Origin of the sequence: Nocardiopsis halophila DSM 44494 (assembly GCF_000341245.1) — a bacterium.
Classification (GTDB): Bacteria; Actinomycetota; Actinomycetes; order Streptosporangiales; family Streptosporangiaceae; genus Nocardiopsis_A; species Nocardiopsis_A halophila.
The window spans coordinates 1-17,135 of record NZ_ANAD01000138.1; the positions used below are offsets into that span (position 1 = coordinate 1).

Consider the following 17,135-nt stretch of genomic DNA (forward strand, 5'->3'; position numbering starts at 1 on the left):
GCTCGCGCGGCGACAGCGCCTCGGCGCGCGCCGCCGCGGCGGCACGGGGGTCGGGGGCGCCGTCCTGCTCCCGCAGCCGCCCGGCGAGGCCGCGGGCCATCGCCGGGGAGAGGAAGGCGCCGCCGGCGGCCACCGCCTTGACCCCGGCGATCAGCTCCCGCGGGTCCCCGGCCTTGAGGAGGAAGCCGTGGGCGCCGTCGCTCAGCGCCCGCACCACGTACTCCTCGCGGCCGAAGGTCGTCAGCATGGCCAGCGCGGTCCCGGGGGAGACGCGGCGCACCTCGCGCACCGCCCCCAGGCCGCCGCCGCCCGGCATCTGGATGTCGACGAGGGCGACGTCGGGACGCTCCCGCGCGGCCAGCTCCACCAGCCCGTCGGCGTCCCCGGCCTCCCCGGCCACCTCGATGCCCGGGTCGGCCGACAGGATCGTCCGCACCCCCGTCCGGATGAGCGCCTCGTCGTCGGCGAGCACCACCCTGATCACGTGTCCCCGTCCTCCTTGCAGCGCGGTTCCGACGGCGCCGGGCGGCGCTCGTAGACGCACGCCGACACCACCTCCCCGCCAGAGAAGCACACCCGGTAGGCCGAGTCGGGGGACCAGGCGCGGCCGGTCTCCGAGCCGTAGAACCGGCACTCGCCCTCGGCCACCGCGGGCAGGACCCTCTCGGCCTCGGGGACCGAGACCTCGGCGGGCAGGGCCGTGGAGGGCAGCAGCCGCTCGGCATCCGCCTGCTCCTGGCCGATCTCCAGCCGGCCGAAGCGGTCCGGCGCGAGGACGGCTTCGGCGACCACGTGGTCGCCGAAGATGTACCAGCCCGCCACAAGCGGCACGAGCACGGAGACCACGACGGCCCCCGCACCGATCAGCTCGCGGCGGGCGCGGTCCGGACGCCCGCGCGCCCCCGTGGCCGCGGCGGCCGCGGTGGCCGGCAGGCGGGCCTCGACGGCGAACCCGTCCGCACCGGGACCGGCGCGCAGTGCGCCCCCGGCCTGCTCCACGCGCTCGCGGAGCGAGCGCAGCCCCCGCCCTCCGCTCGGAGAGGCCGGGCCGCCGGGGGCGGAGGGGCCGTTGCGGACCCGGACGGAGAGGACCCGCTTGCGCTCCAGGGCGGACACCTCGACGGCGACCCGGGCCCCCGGAGCGTGCTTGGCGGCGTTGGTCAGGGCTTCGCGCACCACGGCGTGCGCCAGCATGCACGCCGGGCCGTCGCCTTCGGGCTCGATTCCGTCCCAGTCGATGTCCATCCCCGCAGAGCGCGCCCTGTCGACCAGGCCCGCGAGTCCGTCGTCTGCGCTCCCCTCCGCGCGCGACCGCTCCAGCAGCCCGATGACCTCGTGCAGGCGGCCGATCGCCTCCGACGCGCGCGCTCTCAGCTCACCGGCCCCCTCGCGGTACTCCTCCGCGGTCAGCCCCGGGGCGACCTCCAGGGCCCCGGCTCTGACCGCGATGAGGCTCAGGGAGTGCCCGAGGGAGTCGTGCATCTCTTCGGCGATACGGGTCCGCTCGTGCAGCCGCTCCTGCTCGGCGACCGCGTCGCGCTCGCGTTCGAGCGAGGCCACGCGCTCCCAGCCGGACACCAAGAGCTCGGCGCGCTGCCGCAGGTACCTTCCGGTCAGCCAGGGGAAGGCGCCGAACGTCAGGGCGATGATCGCCTCGGCCATGCCCGACCAGGGTTCGTCGCCGAGCGCCGTCGACACGAGCGCGCGCATGAGCCCCCAACCGACCACCGCGACGAGCACGCCCTGGACGGCGTACCGGTGCCCGGACAGGCGCCCTGCGGCGAACGCGACCACCGCCAGCCCCAGGGCGACCGCCGGCAGCGAACCGACCGGACGCGTGGTCGCCACCGTGGCGACGGCCATGGTTGCCATCAGCACCAACAGTGCGGCGTCGCGCACCCCTGCCCTTCTCACTCTTTGAACTTTAGTCCTGGGACCTGCACCGCGGCCTCCCCCGAAAGTGGCGCCCCCTCCCCCCGATCGGGCGATGTGCCCACAGCGCACGGCTTCTAGCGTTAGTCCTCCACAGGGAGTCCTGCGGGGCGCCTGCGGGCGCGTCGGCCGACGGCGGAACCGGTCGGCGGGACCGGTCGACCGCCCGGCCGGGACGGCCCCCGGCACGCCCCACGGCCAGGCAGGACACGACGGAGAAAGAGAGCGCACCGCTTCATGCCGACCCAGATCCCCGAGATCAGTACCGACGGGTACCGGGCCGTCACCTCCTTCGCCCAGAGCACGCCGGAGTGGCTGCAGGCCGTCGCCGGAGCAGCCACCGACCTGCTGCTCCTGGGCTTCGCCGCGCTCTTCCTGGGGCTGTGGTGGAGGGCGCGCGGGCGAGGGGCGCACGCCATGGCCGCGGCCCTGCTCGCGCCGCCGGCGACGGTCGCCGGCTACCTGGTCAGCGAGGGCGCCAAGGCGGTGGTCCGGCAGGACCGGCCGTGCCGCGCGGTGGCGGACACGGTCGCGATCGCGGCCTGCCCGCCGCACGGGGACTGGTCGTTCCCGAGCAACCACGCGGCCGTGGCAGGGGCGGCGCTGGCGGCGGCGTTCCTCGCCTGGCGCTGGTCGGCGGCGGTGGCGGCGCCGCTGGCGCTCACCGAGGCCTTCTCCCGGGTGTTCGTGGGCGTGCACTACCCGCACGACGTCGTCATCGGCCTGCTGACCGGCGCGGCGGTCGGCGCCCTGGTCGCCGTCGCGGCGCGCGGACCGGTCCGGGCCCAGGTGGCGCGGCTGTCCGAGGTCGCCTGGCTGCGGCCGCTCCTGGTCCGCGCCGAGGACGGGGGACCGCCCGGAGACGGGCACCACGCCGCTCGCCCCCCGCGCCCCGAGGAGGCCCGCCGATGAGGCGCATCCGTACCGGCCCCGTGTCCCGCCTGGCGACCACCGCCCTGGCCATCGCCCTGGGGGCCATGTTCGCCACCGCCACGCTGGTCTTCACCGACGGTGTCCGGGCGCACTTCGCCGACTCCGCCATGGGCGGGGCGGAGCGGCTCGACGCGGTCGCCGTCCCCGCCGAGGACGGCGGCACGCTCTCCCGGGACGCGCTCGACCGGGTCCGGGAGCTGCCGCAGGTGGCGCAGGCCGACGGCGCGGTGCGGGGCTCGGCGGTGCTCCTGGGGCCCGACGGGCGGCCGCTCGGCGGCGCCCCGGCCCTGGCGGTCTCCGCGGGCGGGGCCACCGAGCGGCTGCGGGTCGAGCAGGGCCGCGCACCGGCCGCCGGCGACGAGGCCGCGCTCTCGGCGGCGACCGCCCGGACCACCGGGGTGGAGGTCGGCGACACCGTGGCGGCCGCCGGCGAGGACGGGCGGCGGCGGGAGTTCACCGTCACCGGGCTGATCGACTTCGGGCTCGACCGCACGGCCACCGCCAACGGCGCGATCGCCTTCGACCCGGCCACCGCCGCCCAGGTCACCGGGGCGCCGGGGTTCGCCGAGGTGCGGGTGCTCGGCGCCGACGGGGCGGCACCGCAGCGGGTCGCCGAGGCGGTGCGGGAGGCGCTCGGCGCCCACGCGCGCACGATGACCGGGGCCGCGTACGGGGAGCTGCTCGCCGAGGACGCCGGGGTGCAGGCGCGCAGCGTGACCACCGCCCTCGTGCTGTTCGCCGTGGTGGCGCTGTTCACCGCCGCTCTCGTCATCGGCAACACCTACGCGGTCCTGGTGGCGCAGCGGCGCCGGAGCACCGCACTGCTGCGCTGCCTGGGCGCCGATCGCGGGCAGGTCCTGCGCGGGGTGCTGGCCGAGGCGCTGGCGGTCGGCCTGGCGGCCTCGGCGCTGGGGGCGGCGCTGGGGGTGGGCGTGGCCGCGGCGGCGGTGGAGCTGGCCGGCCGCTCGGCCGGGGCCGCCTCGTTCTTCGGCACCACCGGCGCCGAGGGCCTGCCGCTGGTGGTGCGGCCGTCCTCGCTCGCGCTGGGCGCGGGTGCGGGGGTGCTGACGACGGTCGCAGCCGCGGTGCGCCCTGCGGTCGCGGCCATGCGCACCGCACCGCTGGCCGCGCTGCGGGAGAGCGGCGGGGACTCCGGGGGCGGGACGTCCACGCGTGGGCCCCGGGCACGGGCGGCGGTGGCCGCGGCCCTGTTCGCCGCGTCGGGCGCGGGCGTGTGGGCCGGGCTGGCCCTGGAGCCGGGGCCGGTGCCGATGGCGCTCGTGGCCGGGTCGGGCATGGCGGCCTTCCTCGGCGCCATGGCGGCCGCACCGTGGCTGGTGCGGCTCTTCGCGGCGGCGGTGCGGGCGCCCATGCGGCGGATGGGCACCGCGCCGGGTCTGGCGGCGGAAGGGGTGCTGCGCACACCGCACCGCACGGCGACCGCGATGACGGCGCTCGCCGTGGGGGCGGCGCTGATGTCGGGGTACGCGGTGGCGAGCGCGTCGATCGAGTCCACGCTCGGCCACCTGATGGCCCGGGAGATGCCGGCCGACTACGCCGTTCGCCCTGTGGGGGGCGGACAGGACGGGCCGGAGCGCGCGCTTCCGTCGGGCCTGGCGCAGTCCCTGGAGGACGATCCCGCGATCGGCAGGGTCATGCGGGAGAGGCGTGCGGCCGCGGAGACCGGGGGTGAGCCGACGCCGGTCGTCTCCTTCCCGGGAGCGCGCTTGGGCACCGACCTGTCGATGGACACCGTCTCGGGGGACTTCTCCGAGGTGGCGCCGGGCCGGGTCGCCGTCCACCGCGAGGAGGCCGAACGCCTGGGGGTCGGATCCGGCGACGAGATCGAGGTCTCTGGGAAGGAGGGCGTTCTGCGCGTGACGGTCGCGGCGGTGATGACCGACGACGGCATGGCCGGCCTGTTCGTGGCGCCCGAGGACTTCGCGTCGCTGTTCCCGGACGCGCCCGACCTCGGCGTGCTGGTCGTGGGCGCCGACGGCAGCCCGGCCGACCGCGTGCGGGAGGCCGTGGACGCGGCGGTCGCCGACCACCCGGGCCTGGAGGTGTTCAGCGCCGCCGAGCAGCGCGACCAGTACGGGCGGCTGTTCGACGCGATCTTCGTGGTGGTGCTGGGGCTGCTGGCGGTCGCGGTGGTGATCGCGGTCCTGGGCATCGCGAACACCCTGGCGCTGTCGGTCCTGGAGCGCGGGCGCGAGTTCTCGCTGATGCGCGCGCTGGGGCTGACCCGCGGCCAGCTGCGCGGCCTGGTGGCGGCGGAGGCGGCCCTGGTCGGCGTGGCCGGGACCGCGGTCGGCGCCGCCCTGGGGGTGCTGTTCGGCCTGGCGGCTGCGGGAGCCGCGCTCGACGACATGGTCCCCGCGGTCCCGGTGGCGCGGGTGGCCGTCCTGCTGCTCGCGGGCATCCCCGCCGGCCTGCTGGCGTCCCTCGCCCCCGCGGCCCGCGCGGCCAAGGCCCCGGTCGGAGGCCTGGCCGCGGGCGCTCCGGGGGCGGTGTGAGGCCTGCTTCTGGAGGTCCTGCATACGGCTTCAGAGCCGATCGCCGCCCGCGTGGTGCTCGTCGCAAGCACGGCCGTACAGTGGCCCGCGTGAGCTACGCCGCATCAGCCGAGGAAGAAGCCGACGTCCGGGCGTTCTGGAAGGACCTCGGTCTTCCCGGGCTGATCGACGTGCACACGCACTTCATGCCGCACCGGGTGATGCGCAAGGTGTGGGCGTACTTCGACGCCCTGGGGGACGGCGTCTGGCCGATCACCTACCGGCAGGAGGAGGCCGAGCGGGTCGCGCTCCTGAGACGGTTCGGGGTGGTGCGCTATACGTCGCTGCTCTATCCCCACAAGCCGGGAATGGCGCAGTGGCTGAACGGGTGGGCCGCCGAGTTCGCCGCGGCGCACGACGACTGCCTGCACAGCGCCACCTTCTATCCCGAACCGGGGGCGGCCGAGTACGTGGGCGAGGCCATCGCCTCAGGGGCCCAGGTGTTCAAGGCCCACCTCCAGGTGGGCGGCTACGACCCCCGCGACCCGCTGCTCGACGGGGTGTGGGGCGCGCTGGCCGATGCAAGGGTCCCGGTGATCGTGCACTGCGGGTCGGGCCCTCTCGAAGGACCCTTCACCGGCCCGGGGCCCTTCGCCGAGGTCCTGAGCGCCCACCCCGGGCTGACGGCCGTCGTCGCCCACGCGGGGTCGCCCGAGTACACCGAGTTCCTGGACCTGGCCGAGCGGTACGACGGCGTCCACCTCGATACGACGATGGTGTTCACCGACTTCACCGAGCGCTCGGCCCCCTTCCCTCCGGAGGAGGTGCCGCGCTTGAAGGCGCTTGAGGACCGGCTCCTGTTCGGCACCGACTTCCCGAACATTCCCTACCCCTTTGTCCACCAGCTCCGGTCGCTCGCCGGCCTCGGCCTGGGGGACGGGTGGCTGCGGGCGGTCCTGTACGGCAACGGGGCCCGCCTCTTCTCCCTCTGAGGCCTGGGCACCGCCCCGTTCAGGCGACGGCGGCAGGAGCCGACTCCACGGCCTCCGGGACCTCCTCGGACAGGCCGTCCGGCACCTCGTCCCGGACCGCGGTGGCCCGACGGTCGGACAGGCCGAGCACCAGGGCGAGCGCCAGGCCGACGGCGGACAGCGCCGCCCCCACGAGCGCGGGAGCGGTCAGGCCGAGGCCGAGGGTGATCGCGGCCCCGCCGAGCAGCGCCCCCAGTGCGTTGGCGATGTTGAACGCCGAGTGGATCCCGGCGGCGGCGAGCCCCGGGGCCTCCCGGGCCCTCTCCAGGATCATCGTCTGCAGGCTCGTTACCGCCACGAAGCCGGTCGCGCCGATGAGGAAGACGGCGACCGGGGCCAGGACGGGGTCGCCCGCCGCGACGGCGAACAGCGCGAGGGAGGCCGCCAGCGCCCCGGTGAACAGGTACAGCGTGGGCATGGGTGCGGTGTCGGCCAGCCGGCCGCCGACCACGGCGCCCGCCGTCGTGCCCGCGCCGAACAGCGCCAGCACCACGGACACGCCGGTCGCGCCGAAGCCGGTGAGGTCGGTCAGCACCGGGCTGATGTAGCTGTAGGCGGCGAAGCTGCCGCCGAAACCGAAGACCACCACGGCGAAGGCGAGCAGCACCTGCGGGCGGGCGAGCACCCGCAGCTCCCGGCGGACCGGGACGGCGGCCGGGCGGGGCTGGTCGGGCAGGGCGGCGCGCAGCACCAGCGCCGCGACCGCGCCGATGACGGCCACCCCGGCGAAGGCCCAGCGCCAGCCGAGCAGCTGGCCGAGCAGGGCGCCCAGGGGGACGCCGACCACGTTGGCCAGGGTCAGGCCCATCAGGACCCGGGCCACCGCCTGGCCGCGCCGGTGCCCGGGGACCATGTCGGCGGGGGCCACCGAGCCGATCCCGAGGAAGGCGCCGTGCGGCAGCCCGGCGAGGAAGCGGGAGCCCAGCAGCGCCTCGTACCCGGGCGCCACCGCGGACAGGGCGTTGGCCCCGGCGAAGAGCCCGAGGAGGGCGACGAGGAAGGTCGTGCGCGGCAGCCGCGAACCGGCGATCGCGAGCAGCGGGGCGCCGATGACGACGCCGACGGCGTAGCCGGAGATCAGGTGGCCGGCGTCGGGGACGGAGACCCCCAGGTCCGCGGCGACCTCGGGCAGGAGGCCCATGATGACGAACTCGGTCGTGCCGATACCGAAAGCGCCCAGAGTGAGCGCCCACAGGGCGATGGGCAAGGTGCCCTCCTTCGCTGGGACATGCGCGACCGCGGGCAGGGGGCGGCCGGGAACGGATGGGGAGGAGAGGTGCGCCGGGAGGAGGCGGATCGCCCGCGCGGCATCGGGCGCACGAATCACCCACAACGGCGGACGGGCGCCTCAGAAGTCCCGGTGCGCGCATGACCCCGCGCACAGAGGGGAGAGCGCCGGACCACACCGCGGCGGATCGGCCTGCAGGGCGCCGGTTCCACGCGGACGCCCACCGGCGGCGTGCGAGGCGCCACACCCCGGCCGGGGGCTGCTTCCGACCACAGGGCCGATCTACAGAGGATCCGGTGAACACCCGGAAGAGCCGACGCGGACCGGCGTGGAGGAGGCCGCCACCGGGGGCGCCCCGGCTACCGGGCCCGCCCGAAGGCGCGGCGGTAGGCGCCCGGGGTCGTGCCGAACCTGGCGCGGAAGCGGCGTCGCAGGTTGACGGCGGAGGCGAGGCCGGCCCGGACGGCGACGGCCTCCACCGGGAGGTCGGTCTCCTCCAATAGCGCGCGGGCCGCGTCGAGTCGCCGCGCGAGCAGCCACCGGCCCGGGCTCGTGCCGAGCTGCTCGGTGAACCGACGGGCGAGCGTCCGCCCGGACACCCCCGCGTATTCGGCCAGGCGGCCCACGGTCACTCGGCCGTCGATCCTGGCCTCGGCCCACTCCAGCAGGGGCGCCAGTGAAGCGTCGGCCCGATCCGGGGCGGGCCGGGGCGGCGCCGGCCGGGCGGCGTACTGGCGCTGGTTCCCCTCCCGGTGCGGCGGAAGCACCATGACCCGCGCGACCCGGTCGGCGTAGGCCGCGCCGTGGTCGGTGCGGACCAGGTGCAGGCACAGGTCGATGCCGGCGCCGGTGCCGGCGCTGGTCGCCACGTCGCCGTGGTCCACGAAGAGCACGTCCGGATCCACCTGCACTCGGGGGAAGGCGGAGGCGAGGTGGGCGGCGCGGCGCCAATGGGTGGTGGCGCGCCGGCCGTCGAGCAGTCCGGCCTGGGCGAGGACGAACGCGCCCGTGCAGATGGCGGCGATCCTCGCCCCGCGCCGGTGTGCGGCGCGCAGCGCGTCGGCGACGGCGGGGGCCACCGGCGCGCCGGGCGGGTTCCGGGCCGCCACGACCACGGTGTCCGCCTCCTGCAGGGCCTCCAACCCGGAATCGACGTGGATCGCGTACCCGGCGGTGGTCGGCAGGGGGCCGGGGCGTTCGGCGCAGACCGAGAAGTCGTAGCGGGCCGGGGAGTCCGGCGGCACAGTGCCGAAGACCTCGGAGGCACAGGCCAGCTCGAAGGGGGCCTGGGGCGGGCTGAGCAGCGCCACCACACGATGCGGTGCCTCCGCACGATCAAGGCTCATGGCGGAAATGTACCCATGGGTGTCTATCCGGACTCTCGGCGGCGGGGCCGCACCTCGGCCACAGTGTCCGCATGAACGGATCCACGAAGACGGGCGCGCAGGTGAATGCGGAGGCGCGCGTGCGGCGGTCGACCGTCCGCGTCGGCGACACGGTGGTCAGCTACCTCACCGCCGGGCAGGAGGGCCCGCCGGTGCTCCTGCTGCACGGGACGTATTGGAGCCGGGTCTGGCGGCCGGTGCTGCCGCACCTCGCCGAGGCGGGTCTGCGGCCGTTCGCGCTCGACTTCCCGGGCCTGGGTCGCTCGGACGGAGAGCTGTCTCTGGAGACGGCGTCGGTCCCGGCCCTAGCCGACCGCGTGGAGGAGTTCGCTTCGGCGCTGGAGATCTCCGGACCGTTCGCCGTGGCCGGCCACGACATCGGCGGCGCGGTCGCCCAGCACCTGCTGGCCCGCGGCGGGTCGGGGGTGTCCCGGCTGGCCCTGGTCAACTCGGTCACCTACGACTCGTGGCCGGTGCCGGCGGTGGCCAGGTTCCGCGACCCGGAGGTGGCAGCGGCGACCACTGCGGAGGAGTTCCTGTCCGCACGCCGGCGGGTGGTGACGGCGGCCCTGGCAGGCGCCGCGACCGAAGAGCTGATCGCCGACTACCTGGCCCCGTGGACCGAGGCACGCGTACGCCGCTCCTGGATGGCCCTGGCAGGCGCGGCCGACAGCGGGTACACCCTCGACCTGGTCCCCGCCCTACGCGCGTCCCCGGTTCCCAAGCTGCTGGTGTGGGGCGAGGACGACGGGTTCCAGAGGGTGGAGTACGCCGAACGGTTCGACTCGGAGATCCCGGAGACCACCCTGGTACGCATCCCGGAGGCGGCCCACATCCCCACAGAGAACGCCCCGGACGAGGTCGCGCGAGCGCTGATCGGTTTCTTCACCGCGTAGGACTCCGGCCTGACCGCGCGGCCGACACCGGTCCCCTGGCGTGCCACCCGGTCAGGGTTCCGCCCTGCCCTCCCCGGACACCTTTCCGCACCCCTCCTCCCATCCCCTACGCCGAAAGCACGGTCGTTCAGCGTTCGGATCCGACGGACAGCGGCAGCTCGGCCACGACACGCGTTCCTCCGCTCAGCCGGTTGGCCACGGTCAGGCGGCCTCCGACCGCTTCGACGCGTTCACGCATCCCCGATATCCCGGAGCCGGTTCCGCCATCGGTCATGACCCCCTTGCCATCGTCATCGACCCTGACGAGGAGCCCCTCCGCGGAAGGCCTGACCGAGAGCTCGCAACGCTCCGCCGAAGAATGCCGAATGATGTTGCTGAACGCTTCTTGGACGACCCGGGCGGCAACGACCGAAATCTCCCTGTCGCATTCCGGGAGTTCGATATGGGTGTCCACCTCCAACCCGCTGACCGTCGCCGCCGTGGCCAGTTCGCGCAGCGTTGGCGCCCGCCCGGCCTCATCATCGGCCTGTGGTGGGCCGTCGCGCCGACGCAAGGACCGCACCAAGGACTGCACCTGCTCCAACGCGGAGCGCGACCTGAGCTCGATGTCCTCAAGAGCCTGGAGCAGCTCTCCATGGTCCGAAGCCGATACGGTGCGTGCGACCCCTGCCTCGGCACTGATGGTGCTCAGCGCATGCCCCACGACGTCATGAACATCGCGCGCCATGGCGGCCTCTCTCTGGATCTGTTCGAACTCCGCTTGCCGACGCTCCGCAGCGCGCAGCGCGGCGCGCCGCTCGGCCTCCGTCCGGCCCAGGACCCAGGCACCGCCCAGCGCACCGACGCTGAAGACCACCTTCTGCATGGCGTCCTGCGTCGGCGAACTGACCCCGAGCCCGAGCGCCACCAGGACGAGCGCCCCTACGGCACCGGTGCCGAGGATGCTCGCCCGAACCGTCGATACGACCGCCAGAGGATAGAGGCACCAGGCCACACCCACCATGGGGTCGGTGGTGGCCGATGCCCACCAGCCGAGCGCCGTCAAGCAGACGGCCGCAGAAACGGCCGCATGAGGCGACTTCCACCGAAGCAGCATCGCAATGGCCAGCAATACGGCCGACGAGGCACCGAGAATCCGTCCCCCCGCCGCGTCAGCGCCTTGGATCGAGGGGACCCAGAAGACCAGGACCACGGCCACCGCACCGGAGACCTCGATGAGCCAGGACACACCGGGCCGTTCACGGGCGGACCTGGAGGGGGCCGAACTCATGGATTCCTCCGGATATCGCGTGGCCTCCATCATGGGGGTTCGTTCCCTACTCCGCCCACGCTGCCGGCCGAAGGATCCGGCACGACAGGTCCTCCAGCCGCTACCGCTCACGGGCACACGGGCCGTTGCACCCCAGGCCCGGCCATAACGCCCGTAGATGCATTCCGATACGCCCCCTCCTCGAATACCCACCATAACAGCACAAGCTCCGTCCCCCCGAATCACACGACTGCACAGGGAACACGAAGAGAAAAACACCACCCCCCGGCGACGTGCACTTCCGTGCATTTTCGGAGGGCACGCCAGTCTTGACTGAGCTTCCACGGCTTCCTAGTTTGATTCTCGGCGGACACACCCCCGCCAACGCGACCGAATACGCGGAACAGTAGCGCGACCGATAAGCGGTCCACGCCCTCCGCGGAAACGTGCCCACCGCCTGGGGGCACCGTCGGCAAGCCGTTTCACGGATGATCCGGACGTGCACCGATGAGCTCACCAGGAGGGTGGCACGAGGTATCGAAAAGGGGGAACAATGAAGAAGTACACCACTCCGGCCCTCACCCGGATCGGCTCCTTCAGGAAGCTCACGAAGTCGCTGGGCCGCCTTCCCTGCAATGACATCTTCGGCCAGAAGGCCCTGTGGACCACCTCCCCGAACTGCTAAAAGGTGAAAGAGGTGCGGGGCGCCCCGCACGGGGCGCCCCGCACCCCGGTTGCCGAATCCCCCGCCCGAGAGGAATGGATGTGCCCCTCGCCGTCCTCCCCGACGCCCCCGTCCGCGGCCGGGTCCTGGCGCACCTCCGGCAGACGTTGGGCCCCGTCCGCCACGAGCATCGGTCCGGTCGCCCCTGGATCCTGGGCGGCTCCGCTTCCGGAGCACTGCCACGGGCGCGTACCGGGGACATCGACATCGTCGTCTCCGGCCATGCGGGAGTCGATTCCAAGGGCCTCCTCGAAAAGGTCCGGAACATTACCTCGATGACCCGGACGGAAGAACTCGCGAAAGACATCGCCGAGTTCGACGTCCTCGTTTTCGCACATGACGGCGACCGGCTCCGGGCATACGCGCCTCCTTTTCAGACCCGTTCCCTGTTCTGGACCGTGTACGACGGCGTCACCGTGGTGAGTGATGAACAGTACCCTCTTGCCGAGCTCAACGGATTCGCTCTGGACCACGGTGTGCTGGCGTCCCGTCTGGTGAACGTCGAAGTATCCCATCCCTTCACGCGCCGCCCCATCTGGAAAGGCGTCGACGGGCTCGGCGTCGGTGAGCACCTGACCGTCTCCGCTGACGCGGCCCCCGAACGCAGGAGGTGGTGGTCGCCCCCGCGGGCGGACCGGCCGATCGGCGACCTCGCGAAAGAGCTCCGCGCGAACATCGAAGAGGCACTGGCCCTGCGCACGAACGGGAGACGCGTATTCAGTACCGACCTGTCAGGGGGGCTGGACTCCACGACGCTCGGCTTCTTCGCCGCGCACCTGACGGACGACCTCCACACGCTCTTCTTTCAGGCTGAGAACGGCTCCAACAGGGACGGGATATGGGCCGGGCGCGCCGCCCGGGAGATCGGATCCGAGCACACGGCCGTTCCCTACCGATCGGTCCTGGAACACATCGCCCACGAGGTCGCCCCGTCGCTGTCGACGTTCCCCGAAGGCCCGGGGACGCTGTCGACGGCCATCGCATCCGCTTCCGGCGTCGAGCGGCACATCAGCGGCACAGGGAGCACACTGCATCTGAACGGCAACGCCGGCGACGCACTGTTCGGCCAGGTGTCCAGCATGGTGTGGTCCTTCTTCAGGTCCGGACAGCGGGGCCGCTGCACATGGCTGCGGCGCTACCGGAGGATGAACCGGATCCCCGTGTCGGCGATGCTGCGCATGCTGTCCGACCGCAGAACCTACATCCATGAGCTGGATCGGATCGCACGGGGCGACTACCGCCGGCCGGCCCACGATGCAGCCGACCATGCGAGTTGGATTCAGGTCCCGCGGTTCCCCGACGTCTTCACAGCCGAGGCACAGGAGCAGGTCAGTGGCCTCGCCCGAGCGGAACTCGACGACGGGTCCGTCGAACTGTCCCCGGACCGGACCCTCCATCAGATCCTCTCCTACCTCGCCGTGCACGGCGCGGCCAACAGGAGGATGAACCACGTGGCGGAGGCCGTCCGATTCGATGCCCCGTACCTCGACAGGCGGGTCGTCGAAACGGCACTGGCCCTCGACCACGGGGACCGGGCCCGGCAGTCTCCGGCCAAGCCCCTGCTCGCGGCGGCGAGGCCGCCGACCATGAGCATCGACTACTTCCTGCGCAGGGACAAGGGCGACTATACGGCCGAGGTGTTCCAGCACCACAAGACGATCCGTGATCGCGCCCGTTCCACCTTCGCCGAGGGGTCGGTCCTGGGCGATCTGGGGCTCATCCGCGAGGAGAGGGCCGTCGGACTCGCCGACACCTACTCCGCGGACGGCCTGGCCCACTCCGACCTCGTCGAACTCGAATTCGCCGAACGGTGGCTCAGGAGTGTCCACAGCGCACGCGCCGACGCGTCCGCAGGGGGGATCCGACCATGCTCAGGCTGAAGCCCTGGGTGACGATGAGCACGAACGACGAAGGGGCGCTTCTCCTGGACTCCCGGCGAGGGGTCTACTGGCACCTCGATCCGGTAGGGGTGAGCGTGGCGGAAGCACTGGAACGGGAGCCTTCGCTCGACGATCTCGTCCAGGCCGTCACCGCCGAATTCGACGTCGATGCGAACGTGGCGAAGCGCGATGTCCGCCGCTTGCTCAAAGACCTCAAGAAGGCGCGCCTCATCGAGGGCAGGATCGCATGAGCAGCCCCGTACTCCCGGAACCGTCCGAGGGGTCCGCGCCCCGCGCCGCCCTGTACCGCGCACGGGCGTGCGTGGCCGTGGCCTTCGTGCTCTGCCGCTTCCCTCCGCGGACCATGGCGCGCCTCATGCGGGCGGTCGTCCGCAACGGGAGAAGGCCGGACGCCGCGACCATCGTGTACCACCGCCGTCTCGTGGCCGGCGTGAGCACGCTCTGCGCCGGGGAGGGATGCCTCCCGCGCTCGGTGGCCATCGCGCTGCTGGCTCGGACCCACGGCCATGGAGTGACCTGGTGCACCGGAGTCCGGGACCGCCCCTTCACCGCGCACGCCTGGGTCGAGATCGCCGGCCGGCCGATCGGCGAACCGGACCGCCTGGACGGCTTCCAGAAGATGATCGAATGCCGACCGCGGTACGCCGCAGCGGACACCGCAGACGGTGAACCGAAGTGACCGTTCACGAAGCGGCGGAGGCCGGCGGTGGTCGGCCGCCTTCCGGCAGGACGGGTCTCCGTCGACCTGCGGGCCGGGCCGAGGCGGGGTTCCGGGACGTCCTTCCCCTCCTCAAGCCCTACCGTTTCCCCTTGGCCATCGCGTTCGGGTTCGGGACACTCGGCACCGCCGCCAGTGCCGTGCAGCCCCTGATCGTGTCCCGGATCGTGGACACCTTCAGCGACGGAATCCCGGCCGGTGAAGCCGCCCTCCTGGTGGCCCTGCTCATCACGAGCGCCGTAGTGACCGGAGTCCGGGAGCTCGTGATCGAGAGGACCGGTGAGAGGTTCGCCTATGACTCCCGGAAGCGGCTGGTCGAGCACGTCTATTCGCTCCCGATGGCCGCACTCGACCACCGGGACCGTGCCGACCTGGTCACCCGGGTCACGACGGACGTGTCGGAGACGCGAAACTTCCTGACCTCGGGGCTGGTCGACCTCGCCATCAGTGTGGTCACCGTGCTGGTCTCGCTCGTCATGATGGCACTGATCGACCCCGTGCTCCTCGCTCTCGCGTTCGTCGCGGTCTCGGCCGTCTTCGTCATCGTCTTCTTCCTCGGAAAGATGACCCGACCGGTCGGCCTGCGGATGCAGAACGCGCTGGGCCGACTCGCGGAGAGCGTGTCGCGCTCCCTGGGGTCCATGAGGACCGTGCGTGCGACGCGGGCCGTGGGCCGGGAGACCGAGCAGGCGAGGAGGACAGCGTCGGAGGTCCGCCGGGCCGGCCTCAAGGCGGCATGGCTGCGGGCCATGCTCCAGACGGTCTCGGCCGTGTCGGTACAGGTCCTGCTCATCGTGGTCGTCGGCTTCGGCGCACTGAGGGTCGCCTCCGGAGCCCTCACGACCGGTGAGCTGAGCGCCTTCATCATGTACCTGATGCTCATGGTCTCCCCGATCGCAATGGTGGGCAACGTCGTCGCCTCTCTGGGCGAGGCGTTCGGAGCCTTGTCGCGGATACTGGAGATCCGCTCCGAGCCCTCTGAACGGGACATCGAGGAGGAGCCCACGGGCGGCCGGGAGGATCCGGAGACCGTCTTCCGCTTCGAAGACGTGTGGTTCCGCTACGAACGTTCGTCGCCGGGAGAGACGGGAGACGACGGTGGATGCCGGTTCGCGCTGTCCGGGCTCTCGTTCTCCGTTTCTCAGGGGGAAACGGTCGCGTTCGTCGGGCCGTCCGGCGCGGGGAAATCGACGGTGTTCGCACTCCTCGAACGGTTCTACGAGCCGACGTCCGGGCGCATCCTCTTCCAGGGGCGGGACGTGCGGCAGATCTCCCGCGACGAGTTGAGAGGGCAGATGGCGTATGTCGACCAGGATGCCGTGGTCCTGACGGGAACCGTGCGGGACAACCTCTCGCCGGCCGCCTGGGATGCGGACGACGATGAGTGCGTCCGGGCCCTGAAGCAGGTCGGCCTCGTCACCGACGACGCCGAGGGATACGCGTACCTGTCGCAGGATGTGGGCGAACTGGGCACCCGCCTCAGCGGCGGCGAGCGGCAGGGGCCCGGGGNCAGCGCCTGGCGATCGCCCGGACGCTGCTGGCCCGCACACCGGTCCTGCTCCTCGATGAGGCGACCTCCAACCTGGACAGCCGGAACGAGGCGCTGGTCCACGACGCGCTGGACCTGTCCGCGGTCGGGAGGACGACCCTGGTCATCGCCCACCGGTTCTCCACAGTGGTCTCCGCCGACAGGATCGTCATCCTCGACGGCGGCCGTATCGTGGCCGAGGGCACGCATCACCAGCTCATCCGGGACAACGGCCTGTACAACGAGCTCGCACGACACCAGTTCCTCTCCGGAGCGGCGAGTGGCGAGTGACCCTTCCGAAGAGCGGTCTCAAAAATGGGCGAAGCAGAGGGGGCCGAGGGGCCCGCACCGGCCATGAACGTGTTCATGGCGGACGACGATTCCGGGTTCCTGCGCGCCTACACGAAATTCTTCGAGAAGTCCCCCCACGTGGACCTGGTCGGGGTGGCCGATTCGGGTACCGGACTGGTCGAGCGCCTGGTGGACCTGGAGCCCGACCTCCTTCTCCTCGATGTGGAGATGCCGGGAATGAGCGGCGTCGACGTCGTCCGGCGCCTGCAGGGGTGCTCGCTCCCGACCAAGGTCGTCATGCTCACCTCGTTCGACCGCGATGAATACGTCCAGGAGGCTCTGCGTTACGGGGCGTCCGGTTTCCTTTTGAAGAACGCCTCACCCGCTCAGATACTGAGCGGGATCCGTGCGGTCCATGCCGGCCAGGCATCCCTGGCCATGGAGGTCAAGGCACGGCTGGTCGATCATTTCGCCGGCGGCGGCCGCACCGATCGGGCCGAGCAGACCGGCACCGGTGACGACACCCCCGCGTTCACTTTCCAGCAGAGAGAGATCTGCAGGCTCCTGGCCGCCGGATATCGAAGCCAGGACATAGCCGACGAGCTTCATCTGAGCAACGAGACCGTCCGGACGTACCTCCGCCGGATGTTCGACAAGTTCGGTGTCAAGAACCGGACGCAGCTCGTCGTGCTCGCCTATAGGGCAGGGGTCCTGCGCTGATCCGGACGGGCCCGGCCGCACCCGTGAGGCCACCCGCCCGCGCGGTCGCCCCGCCGCCCGCCTCCGGATGAGCGCACGGCGGTGACGGCGGGCCCGTCCGGTGT

The 17,135-nt window shown here is 72.7% G+C and carries 15 protein-coding genes; 10 read left to right on the forward strand and 5 right to left on the reverse strand.

What is annotated here, in order from left to right:
- Positions 1-484: response regulator (locus D450_RS0116325; protein WP_017539731.1), on the reverse strand; the 484-nt coding region annotated here is incomplete at its 3' end.
- Positions 481-1,914, reverse strand: a complete 1,434-nt coding sequence (locus D450_RS0116330; RefSeq protein WP_241483185.1) for a sensor histidine kinase — start codon at positions 1,912-1,914, stop codon at positions 481-483. The genes D450_RS0116330 and D450_RS0116325, both read right to left, overlap by 4 nt.
- A gap of 255 nt (positions 1,915-2,169) precedes the next feature.
- Here D450_RS0116330 and D450_RS0116335 point away from each other — a divergent pair, with 255 nt between their 5' ends.
- From D450_RS0116335 to D450_RS0116345, 3 genes are all read left to right on the forward strand, one after another.
- Complete coding sequence (locus D450_RS0116335) at positions 2,170-2,844, forward strand: phosphatase PAP2 family protein (protein WP_017539733.1); 675 nt, start codon at positions 2,170-2,172, stop codon at positions 2,842-2,844.
- A complete protein-coding gene (locus tag D450_RS0116340) occupies positions 2,841-5,381 on the forward strand; it encodes an FtsX-like permease family protein (protein WP_017539734.1) in 2,541 nt (846 codons plus the stop codon). The genes D450_RS0116335 and D450_RS0116340 overlap by 4 nt, the downstream gene beginning before the upstream one ends.
- A gap of 80 nt (positions 5,382-5,461) precedes the next feature.
- Entirely contained in the window at positions 5,462-6,352 is an 891-nt protein-coding gene (locus tag D450_RS0116345; RefSeq protein ID WP_017539735.1) for an amidohydrolase family protein, read from the forward strand.
- A gap of 19 nt (positions 6,353-6,371) precedes the next feature.
- Here the strand turns inward: D450_RS0116345 and D450_RS0116350 are convergent, their stop codons facing one another.
- Together D450_RS0116350 and D450_RS0116355 are read right to left on the reverse strand one after the other, a co-directional pair.
- On the reverse strand, positions 6,372-7,598 hold the full coding sequence (locus D450_RS0116350) for an MFS transporter (RefSeq protein ID WP_017539736.1): 1,227 nt from the start codon (positions 7,596-7,598) through the stop codon (positions 6,372-6,374).
- Between the two features lie 380 nt (positions 7,599-7,978).
- Positions 7,979-8,932, reverse strand: coding sequence for a GlxA family transcriptional regulator (locus D450_RS0116355; protein ID WP_017539737.1), 954 nt, complete (start codon positions 8,930-8,932; stop codon positions 7,979-7,981).
- A 104-nt stretch (positions 8,933-9,036) separates the two neighbouring features.
- On the opposite strand from D450_RS0116355, the gene D450_RS0116360 reads away from it, so the two are divergent.
- Positions 9,037-9,900, forward strand: coding sequence for an alpha/beta fold hydrolase (locus D450_RS0116360; protein ID WP_241483186.1), 864 nt, complete (start codon positions 9,037-9,039; stop codon positions 9,898-9,900).
- A 127-nt stretch (positions 9,901-10,027) separates the two neighbouring features.
- Here D450_RS0116360 and D450_RS0116365 read toward each other — a convergent pair whose 3' ends face one another.
- On the reverse strand, positions 10,028-11,128 hold the full coding sequence (locus D450_RS0116365; protein ID WP_241483187.1) for a sensor histidine kinase: 1,101 nt from the start codon (positions 11,126-11,128) through the stop codon (positions 10,028-10,030).
- A 574-nt stretch (positions 11,129-11,702) separates the two neighbouring features.
- Between D450_RS0116365 and D450_RS33405 the strand changes: the two genes are divergently transcribed.
- The 6 genes from D450_RS33405 to D450_RS0116395 all read left to right on the forward strand — a co-directional run bounded on the left by D450_RS33405 (position 11,703) and on the right by D450_RS0116395 (position 17,031).
- Entirely contained in the window at positions 11,703-11,834 is a 132-nt protein-coding gene (locus D450_RS33405; RefSeq protein WP_017539740.1) for a keywimysin-related RiPP, read from the forward strand.
- Between the two features lie 80 nt (positions 11,835-11,914).
- Entirely contained in the window at positions 11,915-13,753 is a 1,839-nt protein-coding gene (locus tag D450_RS0116375; RefSeq protein ID WP_017539741.1) for an asparagine synthase-related protein, read from the forward strand.
- Positions 13,741-14,004, forward strand: a complete 264-nt coding sequence (locus tag D450_RS0116380) for a PqqD family peptide modification chaperone (RefSeq protein WP_017539742.1) — start codon at positions 13,741-13,743, stop codon at positions 14,002-14,004. The genes D450_RS0116375 and D450_RS0116380 overlap by 13 nt, the downstream gene beginning before the upstream one ends.
- Complete coding sequence (locus D450_RS32560; RefSeq protein WP_017539743.1) at positions 14,001-14,453, forward strand: lasso peptide biosynthesis B2 protein; 453 nt, start codon at positions 14,001-14,003, stop codon at positions 14,451-14,453. The genes D450_RS0116380 and D450_RS32560 overlap by 4 nt, the downstream gene beginning before the upstream one ends.
- Positions 14,450-16,378: an ABC transporter ATP-binding protein gene (locus D450_RS30425; protein WP_051063605.1), complete on the forward strand. Its 1,929-nt coding sequence runs from the start codon at positions 14,450-14,452 to the stop codon at positions 16,376-16,378. The genes D450_RS32560 and D450_RS30425 overlap by 4 nt, the downstream gene beginning before the upstream one ends.
- On the forward strand, positions 16,375-17,031 hold the full coding sequence (locus tag D450_RS0116395; protein WP_241483188.1) for a response regulator: 657 nt from the start codon (positions 16,375-16,377) through the stop codon (positions 17,029-17,031). Before D450_RS30425 ends, D450_RS0116395 begins: the two co-directional genes overlap by 4 nt.
- Positions 17,032-17,135 lie beyond the last annotated feature (104 nt).

What these genes read in the sequence shown, in the direction of transcription:
- D450_RS0116360 (WP_241483186.1), top strand. Translation starts at nt 9,037, where the DNA reads ATGAACGGATCCACGAAGACGGGCGCGCAGGTGAATGCGGAGGCGCGC.
- D450_RS33405 (WP_017539740.1), top strand. Translation starts at nt 11,703, where the DNA reads ATGAAGAAGTACACCACTCCGGCCCTCACCCGGATCGGCTCCTTCAGG.
- D450_RS32560 (WP_017539743.1), top strand. Translation starts at nt 14,001, where the DNA reads ATGAGCAGCCCCGTACTCCCGGAACCGTCCGAGGGGTCCGCGCCCCGC.
- D450_RS0116380 (WP_017539742.1), top strand. Translation starts at nt 13,741, where the DNA reads ATGCTCAGGCTGAAGCCCTGGGTGACGATGAGCACGAACGACGAAGGG.
- D450_RS0116340 (WP_017539734.1), top strand. Translation starts at nt 2,841, where the DNA reads ATGAGGCGCATCCGTACCGGCCCCGTGTCCCGCCTGGCGACCACCGCC.
- D450_RS0116395 (WP_241483188.1), top strand. Translation starts at nt 16,375, where the DNA reads ATGAACGTGTTCATGGCGGACGACGATTCCGGGTTCCTGCGCGCCTAC.
- D450_RS0116335 (WP_017539733.1), top strand. Translation starts at nt 2,170, where the DNA reads ATGCCGACCCAGATCCCCGAGATCAGTACCGACGGGTACCGGGCCGTC.